The organism is Streptomyces sp. NPDC050704 (assembly GCF_040654355.1).
GTDB lineage: Bacteria > Actinomycetota > Actinomycetes > Streptomycetales > Streptomycetaceae > Streptomyces.
In genome coordinates, this window is record NZ_JBFAHW010000081.1 from 17,092 (window position 1) to 33,697 (window position 16,606).

12 protein-coding genes are annotated in these 16,606 nt (G+C 71.3%); 6 read left to right on the plus strand and 6 right to left on the minus strand.

All coding sequences use genetic code 11. From position 1 onward, the window contains the following. Position 1 precedes the first annotated feature (1 nt). From AB0I18_RS35655 to AB0I18_RS35665, 3 genes are all read left to right on the plus strand, one after another. Positions 2-1,591, plus strand: coding sequence for a Na+/H+ antiporter (locus tag AB0I18_RS35655; protein WP_363109823.1), 1,590 nt, complete (start codon positions 2-4; stop codon positions 1,589-1,591). Positions 1,592-1,656: 65 nt separating this feature from the next. Then, a complete protein-coding gene (locus tag AB0I18_RS35660; protein WP_363109824.1) occupies positions 1,657-2,646 on the plus strand; it encodes an amidohydrolase family protein in 990 nt (329 codons plus the stop codon). A gap of 84 nt (positions 2,647-2,730) precedes the next feature. Further along, positions 2,731-3,717, plus strand: coding sequence for an aldo/keto reductase (locus AB0I18_RS35665; RefSeq protein ID WP_363109825.1), 987 nt, complete (start codon positions 2,731-2,733; stop codon positions 3,715-3,717). Between the two features lie 116 nt (positions 3,718-3,833). Here AB0I18_RS35665 and AB0I18_RS35670 read toward each other — a convergent pair whose 3' ends face one another. Continuing rightward, positions 3,834-4,625, minus strand: a complete 792-nt coding sequence (locus AB0I18_RS35670) for an MBL fold metallo-hydrolase (protein WP_363109826.1) — start codon at positions 4,623-4,625, stop codon at positions 3,834-3,836. Between the two features lie 89 nt (positions 4,626-4,714). Between AB0I18_RS35670 and AB0I18_RS35675 the strand changes: the two genes are divergently transcribed. Beyond that, positions 4,715-5,314: an ABATE domain-containing protein gene (locus AB0I18_RS35675; RefSeq protein WP_363109827.1), complete on the plus strand. Its 600-nt coding sequence runs from the start codon at positions 4,715-4,717 to the stop codon at positions 5,312-5,314. Between the two features lie 191 nt (positions 5,315-5,505). Here the strand turns inward: AB0I18_RS35675 and AB0I18_RS35680 are convergent, their stop codons facing one another. Together AB0I18_RS35680 and AB0I18_RS35685 are read right to left on the minus strand one after the other, a co-directional pair. Then, positions 5,506-6,066: a DoxX family membrane protein gene (locus tag AB0I18_RS35680; protein WP_363109828.1), complete on the minus strand. Its 561-nt coding sequence runs from the start codon at positions 6,064-6,066 to the stop codon at positions 5,506-5,508. A gap of 324 nt (positions 6,067-6,390) precedes the next feature. After that, on the minus strand, positions 6,391-7,104 hold the full coding sequence (locus AB0I18_RS35685; RefSeq protein WP_363109829.1) for an isochorismatase family protein: 714 nt from the start codon (positions 7,102-7,104) through the stop codon (positions 6,391-6,393). Positions 7,105-7,388: 284 nt separating this feature from the next. On the opposite strand from AB0I18_RS35685, the gene AB0I18_RS35690 reads away from it, so the two are divergent. Together AB0I18_RS35690 and AB0I18_RS35695 are read left to right on the plus strand one after the other, a co-directional pair. Next, positions 7,389-8,471 (plus strand): LysR family transcriptional regulator, encoded by a 1,083-nt coding sequence (locus AB0I18_RS35690; RefSeq protein ID WP_363109830.1) that lies wholly within the window; start codon positions 7,389-7,391, stop codon positions 8,469-8,471. Positions 8,472-8,616: 145 nt separating this feature from the next. After that, complete coding sequence (locus AB0I18_RS35695) at positions 8,617-9,309, plus strand: ABC transporter ATP-binding protein (protein WP_363109831.1); 693 nt, start codon at positions 8,617-8,619, stop codon at positions 9,307-9,309. A 57-nt stretch (positions 9,310-9,366) separates the two neighbouring features. Here the strand turns inward: AB0I18_RS35695 and AB0I18_RS35700 are convergent, their stop codons facing one another. From AB0I18_RS35700 to AB0I18_RS35710, 3 genes are all read right to left on the minus strand, one after another. Further along, the gene (locus AB0I18_RS35700; protein WP_363109832.1) at positions 9,367-10,362 is read right to left on the minus strand and encodes an ABC transporter ATP-binding protein; all 996 of its coding nucleotides are present in this window, start codon (positions 10,360-10,362) and stop codon (positions 9,367-9,369) included. A 74-nt stretch (positions 10,363-10,436) separates the two neighbouring features. After that, positions 10,437-13,211, minus strand: a complete 2,775-nt coding sequence (locus AB0I18_RS35705; protein ID WP_363109833.1) for an ABC transporter permease — start codon at positions 13,209-13,211, stop codon at positions 10,437-10,439. Next, on the minus strand, positions 13,208-16,444 hold the full coding sequence (locus AB0I18_RS35710; RefSeq protein ID WP_363109852.1) for an ABC transporter permease: 3,237 nt from the start codon (positions 16,442-16,444) through the stop codon (positions 13,208-13,210). Before AB0I18_RS35710 ends, AB0I18_RS35705 begins: the two co-directional genes overlap by 4 nt. Between the last annotated feature and the right edge of the window lie 162 nt (positions 16,445-16,606).

Below are 16,606 nucleotides of genomic sequence, written 5' to 3' on the forward strand. Positions count from 1 at the left end.
CATGCTCGGTCTGGAACTCGTCGTGCTGCTGGGCGTGGCTGTGCTGGTCGGCCAGGTAGTCGCACAGCGCTTCGGCGTCGCACCGCCCGTCGCGCTGCTTGTCGTGGGCGTTCTTCTGGGGCTGGTTCCAGCCGTACGCCAGACTCAACTTCCGCCGGAAGTAGTACTGCTGCTCTTCCTGCCGGTGTTGCTGTACTGGGAGAGCCTCACCACGTCCATGCGGGAGATCCGTTCGAACCTGCGGGGCATCGTCCTGCTCAGCACGGTCCTGGTGATCCTCACCGCGTGGGTCGTGGCGGTCGCCGGGCACGCACTCGGACTGCCGTGGGGACCTGCGTGGGCACTGGGCGCCGCGGTGGCTCCGACCGACGCGACGGCCGTCGGCGTCCTGGCCCGCTCCCTGCCGCGCCGTCAGGTCACCGTGCTGCGTGCCGAAAGCCTCATCAACGACGGCACCGCACTGGTCATCTTCGGTCTGGCGGTCGGTCTCACCGTCGGCGAGGAGCACCTCACCCTTCCGCACGTGGGCGCGCTGTTCCTCCTGGCCTACGGCGGCGGGGCCGCCATCGGCGTGGTGGTCGCCTGGGTCAACATGAATCTGCGACGCCGCCTGGACGATCCCCTGCTGGGCAATCTCGTCATGATCCTGGCGCCGTTCACGGCATATCTGCTCGCCGAGCTGATCCACGCCTCAGGTGTCCTCGCGGTCGTCGTCAGTGGGCTGATCATGGCCCAGGTGGCTCCGAGCCTCATCCGCGCCGAGCACCGTCGCCAGGCGCTGGCCTTCTGGCCGCTGCTCACCTTCATCATCAACGGCGCGCTCTTCGTCCTGGTCGGAGTGGAACTCCAGTACGCGTTGCGCCACTTGAACCGGTCCGACCTCCAAGACGCGCTGATCGCGGTCGGAGTGGTCAGCGTGGTGTTGATCGCTGTCCGGTTCGCGTTCCTGTTCTCCTCCGCCTACCTGATCCGCGTGCTCGACCGGCGCCCTGAGCAGCGGCTGCGCAGAATCAGTCACCGGGCACGCACCGTCAGCGGGTTCGCGGGCTTCCGGGGCGCGGTGTCGCTCGCCGTGGCTCTCTCGGTGCCGGAGACCCTCGACTCGGGTGAACCCTTCCCCGACCGCGCCTTCATCGTCTTCGTCACCTCCGGCGTCATCGTGGTGACACTCGTGGTGCAGGGACTGCTGCTGCCGGGAGTGGTGCGCTGGGCCCGGCTGCCGCGCGACACGTCCGTCGACGAGGAGCACGTACTCGCGGAGACCATGGCAACCGAGGAGGCCATCGAGGTCCTGCCGCAACTCGCTGCCGAACTGGGCACCGCCCCGAAGGTCATGGAGTGGCTGCGCCAGGAGTACGAGGCCCACCTGGCCACCGTAAGGGCCAGCGGCGCGGGCACCGACGACGATCATCCCGCCCTCCTCCACAACCGCCACTACACCGACCTCCGCCTCGCCCTCATCGCCCACAAACGCGCAACGGTCGTACGACTGCGCGACGAGCGAGAGATCGACGACACCGTGCTGCGTCAGCTCCAGGCCGCCCTGGACAACGAAGAGGTACGGCTGGCGGGACGCGAGCAGGTGGAGTGAGCCGAGCCCGACATCCGGCCTCGGCACAAGACCCGACAATCCCCCAGCAGAAGAGGATTCCTGCCATGTCCTCCGGCCTCATCGACGTCCATGCCCACCTCCTGCCCGGCTTCTACGTCCAGCAGGCGACAGCGGCGGGGCACGCCCACCCCGACGGCATGGGCGGCTGGCCGTCCTGGTCCGTGGAAGCGCACCTGGACCTGATGGACCGCAACGGCATCGACACCGGCATGCTGTCCATGTCGTCCCCCGGCGTGCACTTCGGCGACGACAAGGCGGCCCGGCTCCTCGCCCGGCGCGTCAACGAGTACACGGCCGAACTGACCCGCGACCACCCGGGCCGCTTCGGCAACTTCGTGTCGCTTCCCCTGCCGGACGTGGACGGCTCGTTGGAGGAGATGGCATTCGCCTTCGACGAACTCGACGCCGACGGCGTGGCCCTGCTGACGCACACGCACGGGGTGTACCTGGGCGACCAGCGCCTCGACCCGGTCTTCGCGGAACTCGACCGCCGCCGGGCCGTGGTCTTCCTGCACCCCACCTCACCGGTGTGCTGGGAACAGTCGGCACTCGGCAGACCGCGGCCGATGGTCGAGTACATCTTCGACACGGCCCGTACCGTCACGGACCTGGTGATGGCAGGCGTCCTGACGCGCCATCCGAACATGCAGGTGATCGTTCCGCACTGCGGTGGCGCGGTTCCCGTCCTGGCCGACCGCATCAACGAGTTCATGAGGCTGTTCCTGCCTTCGGAGAAGTCGCCCTCCCCCGATGCCGTACAGCAACTACGGGGCCTGTACTACGACATGGCGGGCACAGCCTTCCCACGCCAGGTCCCCTCGCTGCTGAAACTCGTCGACCCGGACCGCGTGCTCTTCGGCAGCGACTACTGCTGGACGCCTCCCCCGCTGGCCGACGCCCACATCGCGGCGATCGACGCGGCCGAGTCACCGATGGAGGGGACCACGTGGCGTTCCCTGACGACGGCGAACGCCAAACGCCTGTTCCGGCCGGTCAAGCGTCGAGGGTCGAGTACACGCTCGATCCAATATTGAGCACCAAGAACGACACCGGATGCTGCGGCGACCGCCTCGCGACCGGCACCCGGCCACCGATGTCGACGGCAGTAAGGAGAAAAGATGCACACCCGAACACTCGGACAGGACCTGCGGGTTTCCGCCATCGGTCTCGGCGCGATGGGAATGTCCCAGAGTTACGGCCCGAACCCCGGTGACCGAAACGACATGATCGCCGTGCTCCGCGGGGCCGTGGACCGCGGGGTCACGTTTTTCGACACCGCGGAGGTGTACGGCCCTTACGTCAACGAGGAACTCGTCGGAGAGGCCCTCGCTCCGGTCCGCGACCAAGTGGTGATCGCCACGAAGTTCGGATTCCGCATCGAGAACGGTGCGTCAGTCGGACTCAACAGCCGGCCCGAGCAGATCCGTGCCGTCGCCACGGCCTCGCTCCAACGGCTCGGGGTGGAGACGATCGACCTGTTCTACCAGCACCGCGTTGATCCACAGGTGCCGATCGAAGACGTCGCCGGCACGGTGGCCGAGCTCGTACAGGAGGGCAAGGTCCGCTGCTTCGGGCTGTCGGAGGCCAGCGCGGAGACCATCCGCCGTGCCCACTCGGTCCACCCGGTCGCGGCAGTGCAGAGCGAGTACTCGCTGTGGACCCGAGATCCCGAGTCACAGGTCCTGCCGACGTGCGCGGCGCTCGGAATCGGGTTCGTGCCCTTCAGCCCGCTCGGCAAGGGGTTCCTGACCGGGGCGGTGGACACTTCGACGTCGTTCGCGGCCGACGACGTCCGGACAACCATTCCGCGGTTCACGGCCGAGAACCGAGCGGCCAACCAGGTCCTCGTCGAGCACATCGCCACGCTCGCGCAGGCCAAGAACGCCACACCGGGGCAGGTCGCGCTCGCCTGGCTGCTTGCACAGCATCCGTGGATCGTTCCCATTCCCGGAACGCGGCGCATCGCGCGCATCGAGGAGAACACCGCCGCCACTCAACTGCCGCTCTCCGCCGACGAACTGTCGGACCTCGACGAACTCGCCGACCGGGTCGGCGTGCAGGGAGACCGCTACAACGAGCACCACATGTCGCTGGTCGACAAGTAGCCAGACGACCAGAAGCAGGTAGCGGGCGAACACACACCGGTTTCGCCGGCACGACCACCACCGGCGCTTCGCCGACCGCCGGTCGCCGCACCACCGAAAGGCGTCGACCCGGCGGATCAGCCCCGGTGGCCCCAGTCCACGCGGTCGGCCAGACCGGCTGCGGTGAATGCGGCCACCAACTCGTGATGGCCCTCGGTGAAGTGGGACCAGCTGTCGTAGTGGACGGGGACGATCCGGCGGGCACCGAGGATCCGGGCGGCCTCGGCGGCATGGGCGCTGTCAAGGACGAGGCAGGCACCGTCGTAGATGACGGAGATGCGAGGCGCGCCGGCGAAGAGGAGGGCGGTGTCGACCGGACCGAAGCGTTCGGCGATCTCCTTGACGGCGTCGAGGGACGCGTTGTCGCCGCTGACGTAGACGGTGGGGAGGCCCTCGCCGGTCAGGACGAAGCCGACGACCTGGCCGGAGACGGGCTCGACCTGCCCACGGGGGCCGGGGCCGTGGATGGCGGGGACGCCGGTGACGGTGATCGTGCCGCCGTCGGGCCGGTCCAGCTTGATCGTCTCCCAGTCGGCGAGGCTCTTGGCCTTGTCCCCGAGGCGCTGTCCGCCGTCGGGCGTGGTGAGGGTGAGCGGTACGTCGGCGAGCAGGGCCCGGCCTGAGTGGTCGAGGTTGTCGGGGTGCTCGTCGTGGGAGAGCAGGACCACGTCGACGCGGCCGAGGCCGGCGGGGCTGCCGGAGGAAGGGGTGGTCTTGGACAGGAGCAGGCCGCCCGGCACTTGGTAGTCGCCGGGGGCGTCGAAGGTCGGGTCGGTCAGGAAGCGCAGGCCGCCGTACTCGAAGAGGGCGGTCGGGCCGCCGAAGACGCGTACGGGGAACTGCTCGATGGATGTGACGGTAGAAGCCATGTCAGACACCTCACGGATGGGTAGACATTTATCCGTGAGAAGAATGTAGCCGCTTCTCACGGATGACCGCAAGACGTACCATGAGAATCATGAAGGAGACCGTGACCGCCGGGCTCGCCCTGCCGCCCGCGCCGGGCGAGGAGCAGTACCCCGCCCTCGCCCTCGCCAACAGCGTCATCGCCCTGCCCGGCGGGCACTTCATCGATCTGCTCGGCACGCCGACTGCGGCCAACCAGTGGCTCGTCGACCACGACCTCGCTCCGGCCGACGCCGGCATGCGGGAGATGTGCGCGGCACAGCTGCGCTCACTGCGGGAACAGGTCAGGACGCTGCTCGCCTCCCGCGTCGCCGCGCTTCCCGCGATCCCCGCCGCCGTCACCGCGATCAACGACGCGATGACCCGCGTCCCCACAGCCCCGCTGCTGCAGTGGGACGAGAAGAACGGCCCCTACCGCGCGACCCCGCACCCCACCACCGAGATCGTCGACCACGCCCTGGCGGCCCTCGCCGCCGACGCCGCCAACCTGCTCACCTCCGCCGCCGCCGAGCGCCTCACCGCCTGCGGTTCCACCCCCTGCAACCGCTACCTGCTGCGCCACGGCCGCCGTCACTGGTGCTCGACGCGCTGCGGCGACCGGGCCCGCGCCGCCCGCGCCTACGCCCGCCGCACTCAGTCCCAGCCCGACTGACCACACGACGAGCGGGGCCTCGTCGGTCCGGCCGTCCTCCAGGCGGACACGGGCTCCGGCACCAGTGTTGTGGTAACCGACAACCTCACGGTCGGTCAGCAGGTCGCGTGGGGGCGACCAGCCATGGCTGGACCGCGTTGCGCACCGCGGCTCTTCGCGCCGTACGTACCGCGGAACACTCAGACGCCGTATCAGTTGCGGAGCGACAGCGTCACACCCGCTACTACTGCGGCGAACAGCACCGCGACGACGCCGTAGGCGAGGCGGTGGTGGCGCAGGAAGGGGAGGAAGCGGTCGGCGGCGCAGCGGCCCGGGCCGGTCAGGGCCAGCGAGGCGCCGGCCGCGGCCATCAGCAGCGAGTACTCGATGCCCTCGGGTACGAAGAAGCCGCCGCTCCAGGTCACAGCCATCGCGTTGATCATCGTGCCGACGACAGCGGCCCCCGCGAGCGGCGTCAGCAGGCCGAGCGCCAGACCGAGCCCCCCGAGGGTCTCACTGAGCCCGGCCACGAGGGCCATCATCCTGCCCTGCGGGTAGCCGCTCATTGAGAGGGCCTGGCCAGTGCCCTCCAGGCCCACGCCGCCGAACCATCCGAACAGCTTCTGCGCGCCGTGCGCCGCCATGGTGAGGCCGACGGCCAGCCGCAGCAGAAGAAGACCGACGTCGTACGCGTGGGGGGTGACGCTGTGACCGTCTTTCCGCGCGGCGAGTGCTGTGTCTCGGCCGGGGGAGAACGTGGTGGAGGAGTGCATGGGGCTCGTTCCTGTCTCGGGGTGCGCTTGATTGAAACGGGGTCTCCCGGGCGGCATCGCGCCCGGTGGGAATGTGGTGTTCGTCGGTGACGTGGCGTCCTTGTCCCGCCACCACGTCCGGCGTCGTCAGGACGCGGCGGCCCTGGCCGCCTCGGCGAGCTGACGGTTGTGCGAACCGGCGCGAAGGCTGGCGACCGCAGGCGGAAGGGCAAGGCCCGCGTGCAGTCGCCGGCCTTCGACAGGGTCCAGTGCCTTCGCCGCAGCGTCGTCCACGAGCCATCGGAAACGCCTTGGCGGCGGAAGTTGCACGGAGTGGGGTCGGCGTCAGCGCTCGTTGAGCTTCGCCAGTTCCGCCGCGTACCACGCGCCGACCTCGGCAAGGATCGGCCCCTGGGGGGACGCCCAGTCCGGGGACCACTCGGCCAGAGTGGCGCGCGCCGTGTTGGGCACGCTGCCGGCATGGGCCATGCGATCGACCGCGATGTCGTGCGCGTACTTGGTCTGCCCGCCCACCGCGTCGGCGATGAACGCGGTCCTGAGATCCTCGGCCTGCATGTCCATGATGGGGAAAGACAGGCAGATCTCGGTCCACAGACCGCACATGACGAAACGCTTGCGCCCGGTCTTCAGGACCGCCCGGCGGAAGGCGTCGTCGTCCCAGGCGTTCATCGTGGTGCGGTCGATCTCGGGAAGGTCCGGGATCTCCTGACGCAGCTCCTGGACCGTGGGGCTGTTGACACCCGACTCGACGCCGACCGTGCTCAGGACGACCGGGATCCCCGCCTTGACCGCGAAGCGGGCCAGCACTCGTGCGTTGAGCATCATCAGCTTGGTGTCCATGGAGATGACCTCGGCGACCATCTCCGGCTGGTAGTCGATGAACACCAGCGCGGAGTTGTCGTGCATGAACAGCTCCCCCTTCGACCGGCCCTTGGACGCTGCGGCAGCGGTCCGGGACGTGGCCATCGAGGTGGTCACAGCGGCAGCGGCTCCGCCAGTGGCAGCCATCACAGCACGACGACTGAAGTGCTTGGTCATCAAAGCTCTCCCTGCAAAGGATTGGTCCAGCACCGCAGCCCTCATGGCCACAGCGCGCTCGCGACCACCCACCTGGAGCGTTGCGGATGAGATGCCACCCATTGGCTCCACGATGGTTCTTCATCGAGTCGGTCCGAGGGCTCCATCCTTGGACGCACCACTGGCCGGGGTCCATGACGCACTTCGCCGGTTCCATGAACCGATCGGCTAACACCGCTGATCAACGCGCTACCATCGCGTGAACCGCGCCGCCGTCAGGCAAGCCGCGCCACCACAATTCCCGTATGCCCGCCGGCGTAGGAGTCATCGTGGACCTCAACCTGCATCTCGTGCGCTACCTCGCCGCGGTCATCGACGAGGGCCACTTCGGCCGCGCGGCGGAACGGCTCTACATCAGCGCACCCTCGCTCAGCCAGCAGGTCCGCAAACTGGAGCGTGCACTGGGCGTCGAGTTGGTGGACCGCTCCGCCCACCCGGTCCGGCCCACCCCGGCCGGCGAACGTTTCCTGGCCGAGGCGCGTGACGCGCTCGCCGCGGCCGACCGGGCTGTCGCCGCCCTGGAGGCCCACCGCCACGAGCTGGCCTCCACGCTCCGTATCGGTTTCATCACGGGGGCCGCCGGCACCTTCACCCCGCGCATACTCGACGAGTTGCGCAACGAGGTCCCCGACGTGTCCGTCCGGTTGATGGAACTCCCCTGGCCGCAGCAGGCCTCGGCCGTACGCGAGGGCGTCGTCGACGCTGCGCTGGTGCGGCCCCCGATCACCGAAGCGGCCGGCCTGCGCCTGGATGTGGTGCGCCACGAAGCCCGAGTCGTGGCACTGCCCGTTACGCACCGTCTCGCGGCCCGCGCGGAGGTCTCGCTCACCGACCTCGACGGCGAGGTCCACGTCACCTACGACGAGGCCGATCCCGCGTGGGTGCGCTGGTGGGCCTGCGATCCACGCCCCAGCGGTACTCCCGTCCGCTACGGCCCGTCGGTCCGCACCATCGACGAGTTGCTGGAGGTCGTCGCCACCGGGCAGGCCGTGGCGATCACCGGCGCGTTCGTGAACGGCTGCCACAGCCATCCCGAGGTCACGTTCGTTCCGGTCACCGGCGTCGAACCAGGTCCGCTCTCGCTGTGCACCCGCGCCGACGACAGCTCACCGCTCGTCGCGGCGCTGCGCCGAGCCGTGAGCCGGTTGCGCGCCAACAACCCCACGGAGCCCGGCAGTCCGTCGGAACCCCAACCGGGGGCAGTGATTGCAGCCGACCGGACCCTCCACCGGATTCCGGAGCCATGGGCCGACTCATCTGGAAACACGCGGGACATACAACACCGCCCGGTTCTCACCGAAGGTCCGGCGGAGACAGCCGGTCCGTAGCCCTGTCCTGGGTATCCCAACTCGCCCTGGCACAATGCCCAAGCGCGTTGCGCCTGGGTCGCAGAGACCAGCATCATGCTTTGCCGGTGTTCTGCCGGGTGCGATACTGGCGCGCCGCGGAATCAGCGGAGCATACGGGGGCGTGATGGGCCAGGCGGTGACCGCAGCCATGCTGCAGGTGGCTGATGTACACAAGTCGTACGGTCGAGGCGCCGGCGCCGTTCATGCCCTGGGTGGCGTTTCCTTCGAGGTCCCTCGGGGGGAACTCGTTGCTCTCAAGGGACGCTCGGGCTCGGGCAAGACCACTTTGCTCAACATCGTCGGTGGTCTGGACGAACCGGACAGCGGACGCGTCACCATCGACGGGCTGCACCTTCGGGACCAGGGTGAGGACGCCCTCCTCGCGCTGCGCCGGGAGCGCATCGGCTTCGTCTTCCAGTCGTTCGGGCTCATCCCCATCCTCACGGCTGCCGAAAACGTGGGCGTACCACTGCGGTTGCGCAGGGCGGACCCGCGCGAGCGGCAGGAGCGCGTCGAACTGCTGCTGTCCCTCGTGGGGCTCGCGGACCATGCCGCGCAGCGCCCGGGCGAGTTGTCGGGCGGGCAGCGCCAGCGGGTCGCCATCGCCCGCGCCCTGGCCAACAGTCCCTCGATTCTCATCGCCGACGAGCCGACCGGCCAACTGGACGCGGAAACCGGGCACTCCGTGATGGAACTGCTGCGCGCGGTGGTCCGCAGCGAACAGATCACGGCTCTTGTGGCCACCCATGACACGACACTCCTCGACCTTGCCGATCGTGTGCTGGAGCTGAGGGACGGCGAGATCACCGAGTCTTAGTACCAGTCGTCACCAGTCGTCCGGATCACACCGCAGACGCGGGGTCCGGTATGCACTTCAGAGCCCCGGCTGTTCCTCGGCTGGGCCCTGGCCGTGACGGTCGTTCCGGACGTCGTCCGGGCGGACGGCGATGTGGTCGGGTTCCAGTTCCAGGGCGACGCGGTCGCGCATCCCCAGGGCCCGGGTGTACTCGGCGGGGAGTTGGAGGCGGCCGGCCCGGTCGAGCATGGCGTATTCGCGGGCGACCAGGTTCTCCTGGCCGGTGGCGGAGTCGACTTCGCTGTGGCGCAGGACCTCCGTCGCCGTGCGGCCGTCCCGGATGGCGACCGTACGGCGGACCTCACCGGCGACGGACTGATCGTGGGTGACGATCACGATGGTGGTCCCCAACTCCTCGTTGACGGTGCGGAACGCGGCGAAGACCTGTTCAGCGGTGTGGGAGTCGAGTTCGCCGGTGGGCTCGTCGGCGAGCAGGACCGCGGGATCGTTGGCGAGTGCGACGGCAAGGGCGACGCGCTGCTGCTGGCCGCCGGACATCTGGTGCGGCCGACGGTCGCGGCATTCGGCCACGTCCAGCAGGCCGAGGAGTTCCATGGCTCGATCGGCCCTGGTTCGGCGCGGACCGCGCGCGCGGGCCAACTGCAGGGGCAGGGCGACGTTCTGCGCGGCGGTGAGATAGGGCAGGAGATTGCGGGAGGTCTGCTGCCAGACGAAGCCGACGGTCTTGCGACGGTAGGCGAGGCGGTCCTTGGAGGACATGGTGACCAGGTCGTGGCCGGCGACGCGGGCCACGCCGGCGGAGGGTTTGTCCAGTCCGGCCAGGATGTTCATGAGGGTGGACTTGCCGCTGCCGGAGGCGCCGACCAGGGCCATGAGTTCGCCCTTGCGCACGAGGAGATCGAGGCCTTGCAGTGCCTGTACCTCCACGCCGTCGGCGGAGAAGATCCGTACCAGCCGGTCGCAGGTGATCAGGGCGTCATGGCCGTAGGCAGCGGCGTCGCGCGCGGCAAGGGCACGGTCGGTGAGCTCGTGGAAGGTCGGGCTGCTGGTCATCGGCTGCTCCTGGGCGGTGGGAGAGGCACGGGCCGGTGCCGGAGGGGGCCTGATATCGAGGTTCTGCTCACTGTCTAGCTGTCACCCAGCCTCAGTTCGCGCACCGAGCCACGTCGGCTGACCCACCAGGCCTGGCCGGCGGGCACAGCGATGGCCAGGAGCAGCACGGTGAGCGCCGGCACCGCCAGCGAGAGCGGATCGGTGCGCAGCACGGCCCCCTCGAGACCGGACGGGGAGGCCAGCGCGATGGTCGTGACGTCGACACCGGGCGACAGCAGGTGAATGCCGCCCCAGCCCGTCAGCACGCCGCCGGCCGCTGCCAGGAACGCCTGTGGGAGGGCCGTGAGGATCAGCAGCCGGCGGCCCTGGGACCGGGTCATGCCCATGGTGCGCAACCGGGCGAGCAGGGCGCCGCGTTCGGGCGCGGTGCGCAGCACGGTCAGCACGAGGGCGAGGACCGCGTACCCGGCGCCCGCGGCGACCGCGGCACCGTACAGGCGTTCCGCGCCGGACTGCAGCGGTGAGTCGACGTGCCGCGTGCGTTCCTCGGTGCGCAGCCGGACGGCTGCCGCTGTGCCGTCCGCCGCCGAACGCAGCGCCCGGCCGTTCAGCGCGTCACCGGTCAGCAGCAGCGTCGTCGTGGGCGCCGCGCCGCGGGGAAGGCCGGCACGGTCCACGATCAGGAAGTCGTCACCGAACACGGCCGGGGTGCGGTCTCGGACCAGGACGATCCGGACCGTGACGGAGGTGCCGTCCGGGAGCAGGACGGAGTAGGGGCCGGTGCCGTACTCCTCGGCCACGCGAGGTGAGGCCAGCGCGGGCAGGGGCCGGTCGGCGCCGCCCGTCGTACCGGCGTCCGCCTGCCCGAGGCTCGCCGCGTCGAACGGCCCCAGGCTCGTGTGGCGGGACAGGTGCGCATACGCGTCGGGGGCCACACCGGCCAGCGGTACCGGCTGAGTGCTTTGTGCCGGCTTCGCGTCGTAGGTGACGCTCGCTTCCGTCATGTCCCGTACACCGGGCAGTCGGCGTACGCGGTCGGGCAAGGTTCGAGGGAGTTCACCGGTGATGGTCTCGATGCGGCCGTCAGCGCCCACTTCGAGGAGGGCCGCCTGGTCGCGGGCCGCCGTGACCCCTGCCAGGACCGAGCCGCCGAACGCGGCCGTGGTCAGGGCGCTGAGCAGGGCGAGCAGGGGCAGCACGGCGAAGCCGGGGGCGCGGGCCACCTGGGCCAGCGACAGCGGAACCACCAGGCCGCGCATCCGAGTGGTCGCCCTGCTCAGCGCACGCAGCGGCAGGGGGTGCAGGCGTGCCAGCAGCAGAGCCGCGACCACGCCCGTCAGCAGCGGGGCGGCGGCCACCAGACCGGTGCTGCCGGATCCCTGGCGGCGCAGTACGACGACCGCCCCCGACGCGATCACCAGCACGGTCAGTTCCGCCACCGTACGGCGCCGCGACGGCCGGGCGGCGGTGAGGTCCTCCCGCCCGTCGTGCATCCGTACCGTGCGGTGCGCCACCACGGCGCGCAGTGGGAACGCGACGCAGGCGAGCAGGGTGACGGCGAGGGCGGCGGCGACCGCGGGCGCGGTGCGGGCACCGGGCAGGACGAGCAGTGCGGCGGTCAGTCCGAGGGCGCCGGCCGGCACGGCCACCACCGCCGTCTCCGCCAGCAGCCGAACGGCCAGACCGGGCAGTGAGGCACCGCGGGCACGCAGCAGGGCCAGCTCCGCGCGCCGGCGATCGGCTGCCACGCCGCCGGCCATGGCCAGGACGATCACGGCGAGGCTGCCGGTCCCGACGGCGGCGAGGAGAAGCAGCGGGCCGATCCCCGACCGTAGTCGGGCATGGTCCGCGAGGACCTCGTCGAGATTCGTCTGGGCCGCCAGGCCCTCGTCCACGACCGCCCGCAGTCGTTGCACTCCCGGCCCCGACTCAAGGGCGGCCACGGCGGACGCCAGCCGGTCGAGATCGTGGCCGCGCAGGGTGGCGACGTCGGGGGCCACATGCCAGTACCGGTCCGGGCGGCCGGGGGTGCCCAGGAGCGCCGGGCCGGCATCGGGGGCCAGAAGCAGGCCACCGAGCCAGTGGACGTCCGTCGGCAGACGGTCGGGCCGGCGGCTCAGCACGGGGGTGCGCAGCACCGGCAGTGCCGACCAGTAGGCGCCCTCGGGGACGCGCGGGACGACGATTCCGGTGACCCGGACGGCGAGCGGGGCGCGTGCCGAGCCTGGTATGTGGATCACCGAGCCCACCCGGATGTCGAGCTTGCGGGCGGTGTCCACGGTGACGGCCGCCTCGACCTGCGCGGTCGCCGCGGTCACCGGTGCGCCCGTGGTGCGCGGCAACCGGCCCGCGCTGAGCCGGGCGTGGGAGGCCAGGTCCTGCTGGGCGGCGAGCACCAGTTGGGCGGGCAGGCCGGCGGGCCGGGGAAGCCAGGGGTCGGGCGCCTCCAGGGCGACGGTCGTGCGCACGCCGTACGACGACTGCGCGGGGTCGGGAACCAGCGGCTCCTTGGCGGTGGCGAGAACCTCGGCCCGCGCCGCGGTCAGCGGACCGACACGCAGGGCGGCCTCCGTCTCCTTGACCGTGTCCATCCAAGGCAGGGGGACCTGCACCTGCACGGTCGTCTGGTCGGGCAGTGCCTGCTCGACCGCCCGGCGCAGCCCCGCGTCCCCGTACCGGTCGACGGCACGCGGGTACGCGGCGGCCAGCGCCGCGGTCACGGCCACCAGGAGCGCGAGGGCCACGGACGTACCGGCGAAGGCCCTCAGCCGGGTCCGCAACCCGGCCCGTACGTGCGGCGGCACCGCCCTCGTCCCCCCGTCCTGAGGGGGCACCGGCTGCGTGGTCACTGCGTCACCTCGCCCCTGAGAGCCATCACGGGCTTCGCCCGCCGAAGGGCGAGGGCCATGGTCACGAGGGCGGGGCCCGCGGCGAGGGCCGCCAGCAGGACGGCCAGCCGCGGGAGCGGGAGTTCGACCAGCACCGGTGGGAGCGGCCGGGTGGCCTGCCCGGTCAGGACGACGAGGGGAACCAGCGCGTGCGTCAGCACCGTGCCCAGGGCCGTGCCGACCAGCAGCGCCAGGGTCACCAGTACGCCGTGCTCCACGGCGACCAGCCGGGCCAGCCGACGGCGCGGTGTCCCCAGGGCGCGCAGCACGGCGAACTCACCGTCCCGGGTTCGCATCGCTCCTGCCGCGCTCACCGCGAAGCCGAGCGAGGCGAAGAGCACCGTCACCGCTGCCGCCGCGATCAGCGCTGCCTCCGGGGCTGCCCCGAACGGGTCGTCGCGCAGCTTCGCCGCTATCTCGTCGCGCACCGTCACCTGCTCCGGATCGACGTCGGGCAGGGCCCGCACGGCGGCTGCGGTGGCACCGGGCGCGGCCGTGCTCAGCCACCACTCGGTGGGCTTCAGGCCGGTTCCGTAGCGGGCCTGTAGCACCCGGTTGACGGCCCGGAGATCGACCAGCAGGGCCCCGCCGTCCTGCGTGGTGGCTTCCGTCGTGGGCAGGGCACTCGCGGTGCGGACGATGCGTACGGGAATGGAACGGCCGTCGAACGTCACCTCCACGCGCTGCCCTTCGCGCGCACCGGACGCGATGAGGAACTGGTCGGTGGCGACCGCGACGATCTCGGGTGTCGCGGGTTGGGCGACCTTGAGCCGGACCTCCAGCGGCAGGGCGGGCGGCGAGATGTCGGGCAGCTGGTACCCGGTGCCGTACGTGATGGTGACGGGTGCCGTCGACGTGAGCCGGGGGCGGGTCGGCCGGGCGTCGTCGTCGGGTGGGGCGGCGGCCGAGTCGGCCTCCACCGCGGTCGTCCACTTCGTCGGCAGGGTCAACTGCCGGACGTCGCCGTCGCCCGTTGTCGCCGTGAGCGCGCTGAGGACCAGGCGGTGCCGGTGGGGACGGTCGGTCGGCTGCGGCGTACTCAGTTGGAGCCCGGTCAATGCCAGCGGGCCTCGGGCGCCGTTCAGATCCGGGGTCAGTCGGTGCGGGCGGCCGTCGGCGGCGAGGTCGCCGGACGGTATCTCGTAGGAGGTTCCGTGACGGTCCCGCACCGTGAGCGTGACGTCCGCGTCCGGCCCCGGCATGGTGCTGTGCAGGGCGGCGGTCAGGGTGAGCCGGGTGGTGCCCTTCGGTACCTCGATGCCGGCAGGTGCCCCGCGCGGCGCGAGCCCGGCGAGCAGCGGACCGTCCGTCAGATCGCGCCGCGCCGACATCGCCCGTGCCGCCTCCGTCGTGTTCAGGGCCAGGACGGTCGCGTTTCGGCTGCCGGAGAGCGAAACCGTGCCACGGGCCGCGGGGGCGACCGCGTCGACGTGCGGGAGGTCCGCGTAGACGTCCGTACGGCCCACATCGCCGCCCCCGGAGGCCAGGACGCGGATATCGGCGCCCGCGCGGAAGTCGGCCTGGTCGGCCTGGGACCGGTGCCAGGAGGCGTCCTGCCCGATCGCCATCACGCCCAGCGCCACGGAGATGACCAGCAGTAGTACGGGACCCGCTCCCCGCATCGGTCGGCGGCTGAACTGCCAGCCGACCATGGCCGCGGTCAGTCCGGGCCCGCGGGCCAGCAGCCGCTCGCCGACGCGCGCCAGCAGGGGCAGCAGCCGCAGCACCAGAACCGTTCCGGCGAGCAGCACCAGAGCGGGCGCCACCACCAGCAGCGGGTCGACGCCGAGGACGCCTTCGCGGTCGGCGGTGACAGCACCGGAGTCCTGGCTGCCGAGCAGCCAGAAGGCGACACCGGCCACGGCCAGCAACCCGACATCCGCCCCGGCACGCAGCGGCGCGGGCAGCGCCACCGCCCGCACCTCGGCGGTGTCCGTGAAGGACGCCCGCCACGCCGGGGCAGCCACCGCCAGCGCACACAACGCGGCCACGCCCGCGGCGACCGCCCACACCTCGGGTCGGCCCCCGACCGGCACGTCGACGCGCAGCCCGGTCCGGCCCAGCGCACCCTGCCCGGCCAGCAGCCGTGTCAACGGCCCCGACAACAGCGGCGCCACCACCACCGCCGGCCCGGAGATCAGCAGGGCCTCCAGCGCTGCCAGGCCCGCCAGCCGTGCCCGTGTGGCACCGCGCGCACGCAGCAACCGGGTCTCGGCCATGCGGTCGGAGTTGAGCAACCGTGCGACGAGCAACAGGGCGCAGGCCGCGAGCAGTCCGAGCTGACCGGCGACGATCAGCATGCTGGAACGCGTGACGAGCAGGGAGCGTTCGATGCGATCCAGTACCTCGGGCAACCCGGTGTCCGCTGTGGTCGCACTGCTGAGCGCGGGGCGCTTGCGCAGCTCCGCGCTCCCCGAGCGGGCAGCCTCGCGCAGCGCGCCGATCCGCTCCGTGGTCAGCGAGGAGTAGTCGGCCGAGGCCAGCCAGCCCGACGCGCCGACGCTCACCCGGCCCGACGTCGGCACGCCCGCAGCGGTGAGCAGGGGACCGTACGTCGTGAAGCTCGACGCCTCCATGCCACGACCGCCCAGATCGTCCAACTGCCAGTAGGGCGCCCGGACGTCCACCGGCCGGTACACGCCGGTGATCAGCACACGCACCGCCGGGCCGTCCAGCCGGTCGGTGACGGTCAGCCGGGAGCCGGGAGCCAACCCGAGCCGCTCGGCGGCCCGTTGCGGCAGTGCGGCCTCGATGGACCCGGCGGTCCCCGCCTCACGGGGGAGCCGCCCGGCGACGGTCCGCACCTGTGTGTGATCCAGAGCCGCGAAGTGGGTGAGGTTCGGGTTCTCGTTCCGCTCGGAAGGCGGCCGCAGCGCGAGTGGCAGGGCGTAAGGCCCGGACCTCAGCAGGGTCCGCACCCGCACGGGCAGCCCGGCGAAGATGGTGCGGGCCCCCGCCCGTACGGCGTCGTCGGCCGCCTGCCGCTCGTCGGCCGGCACCTTGGCCTTGAGTACCAGAGCGGCCTCGGCAGCGGTGCGCTGCTCCGCGAGTGACCGCCGCAGCGCCGCATCGCCTATCGCGCCCGAGTAGGCGGTGAGCGCGGCCAGCACGGCCGTGGTCAACAGCACGGTCAGCAGCACGGCACCGACAAGCGCGCGATACACCCACGCTCGTAACGCGATGAACCGCAACATGCCCGCAGGCACCGCTCGTTCCCCCACCGCCCCCCCCGTTTCCAACCACACGGACCGGAACGCGATGCGACGTCGGTAGCGTGCGACTGCAAGTGGGCATTGTAGGACTGACTTTGGTCGCCTTGTGATCGAGAATCGGCGAGTCAAAGGGTCCTCGCGGTC

What these genes read in the sequence shown, in the direction of transcription:
- AB0I18_RS35675 (WP_363109827.1), top strand. Translation starts at nt 4,715, where the DNA reads ATGAAGGAGACCGTGACCGCCGGGCTCGCCCTGCCGCCCGCGCCGGGC.
- AB0I18_RS35680 (WP_363109828.1), bottom strand. Translation starts at nt 6,066, where the DNA reads ATGCACTCCTCCACCACGTTCTCCCCCGGCCGAGACACAGCACTCGCC.
- AB0I18_RS35685 (WP_363109829.1), bottom strand. Translation starts at nt 7,104, where the DNA reads ATGACCAAGCACTTCAGTCGTCGTGCTGTGATGGCTGCCACTGGCGGA.
- AB0I18_RS35710 (WP_363109852.1), bottom strand. Translation starts at nt 16,444, where the DNA reads ATGTTGCGGTTCATCGCGTTACGAGCGTGGGTGTATCGCGCGCTTGTC.
- AB0I18_RS35655 (WP_363109823.1), top strand. Translation starts at nt 2, where the DNA reads ATGCTCGGTCTGGAACTCGTCGTGCTGCTGGGCGTGGCTGTGCTGGTC.
- AB0I18_RS35700 (WP_363109832.1), bottom strand. Translation starts at nt 10,362, where the DNA reads ATGACCAGCAGCCCGACCTTCCACGAGCTCACCGACCGTGCCCTTGCC.
- AB0I18_RS35660 (WP_363109824.1), top strand. Translation starts at nt 1,657, where the DNA reads ATGTCCTCCGGCCTCATCGACGTCCATGCCCACCTCCTGCCCGGCTTC.
- AB0I18_RS35665 (WP_363109825.1), top strand. Translation starts at nt 2,731, where the DNA reads ATGCACACCCGAACACTCGGACAGGACCTGCGGGTTTCCGCCATCGGT.
- AB0I18_RS35690 (WP_363109830.1), top strand. Translation starts at nt 7,389, where the DNA reads ATGCCCGCCGGCGTAGGAGTCATCGTGGACCTCAACCTGCATCTCGTG.
- AB0I18_RS35695 (WP_363109831.1), top strand. Translation starts at nt 8,617, where the DNA reads ATGGGCCAGGCGGTGACCGCAGCCATGCTGCAGGTGGCTGATGTACAC.
- AB0I18_RS35670 (WP_363109826.1), bottom strand. Translation starts at nt 4,625, where the DNA reads ATGGCTTCTACCGTCACATCCATCGAGCAGTTCCCCGTACGCGTCTTC.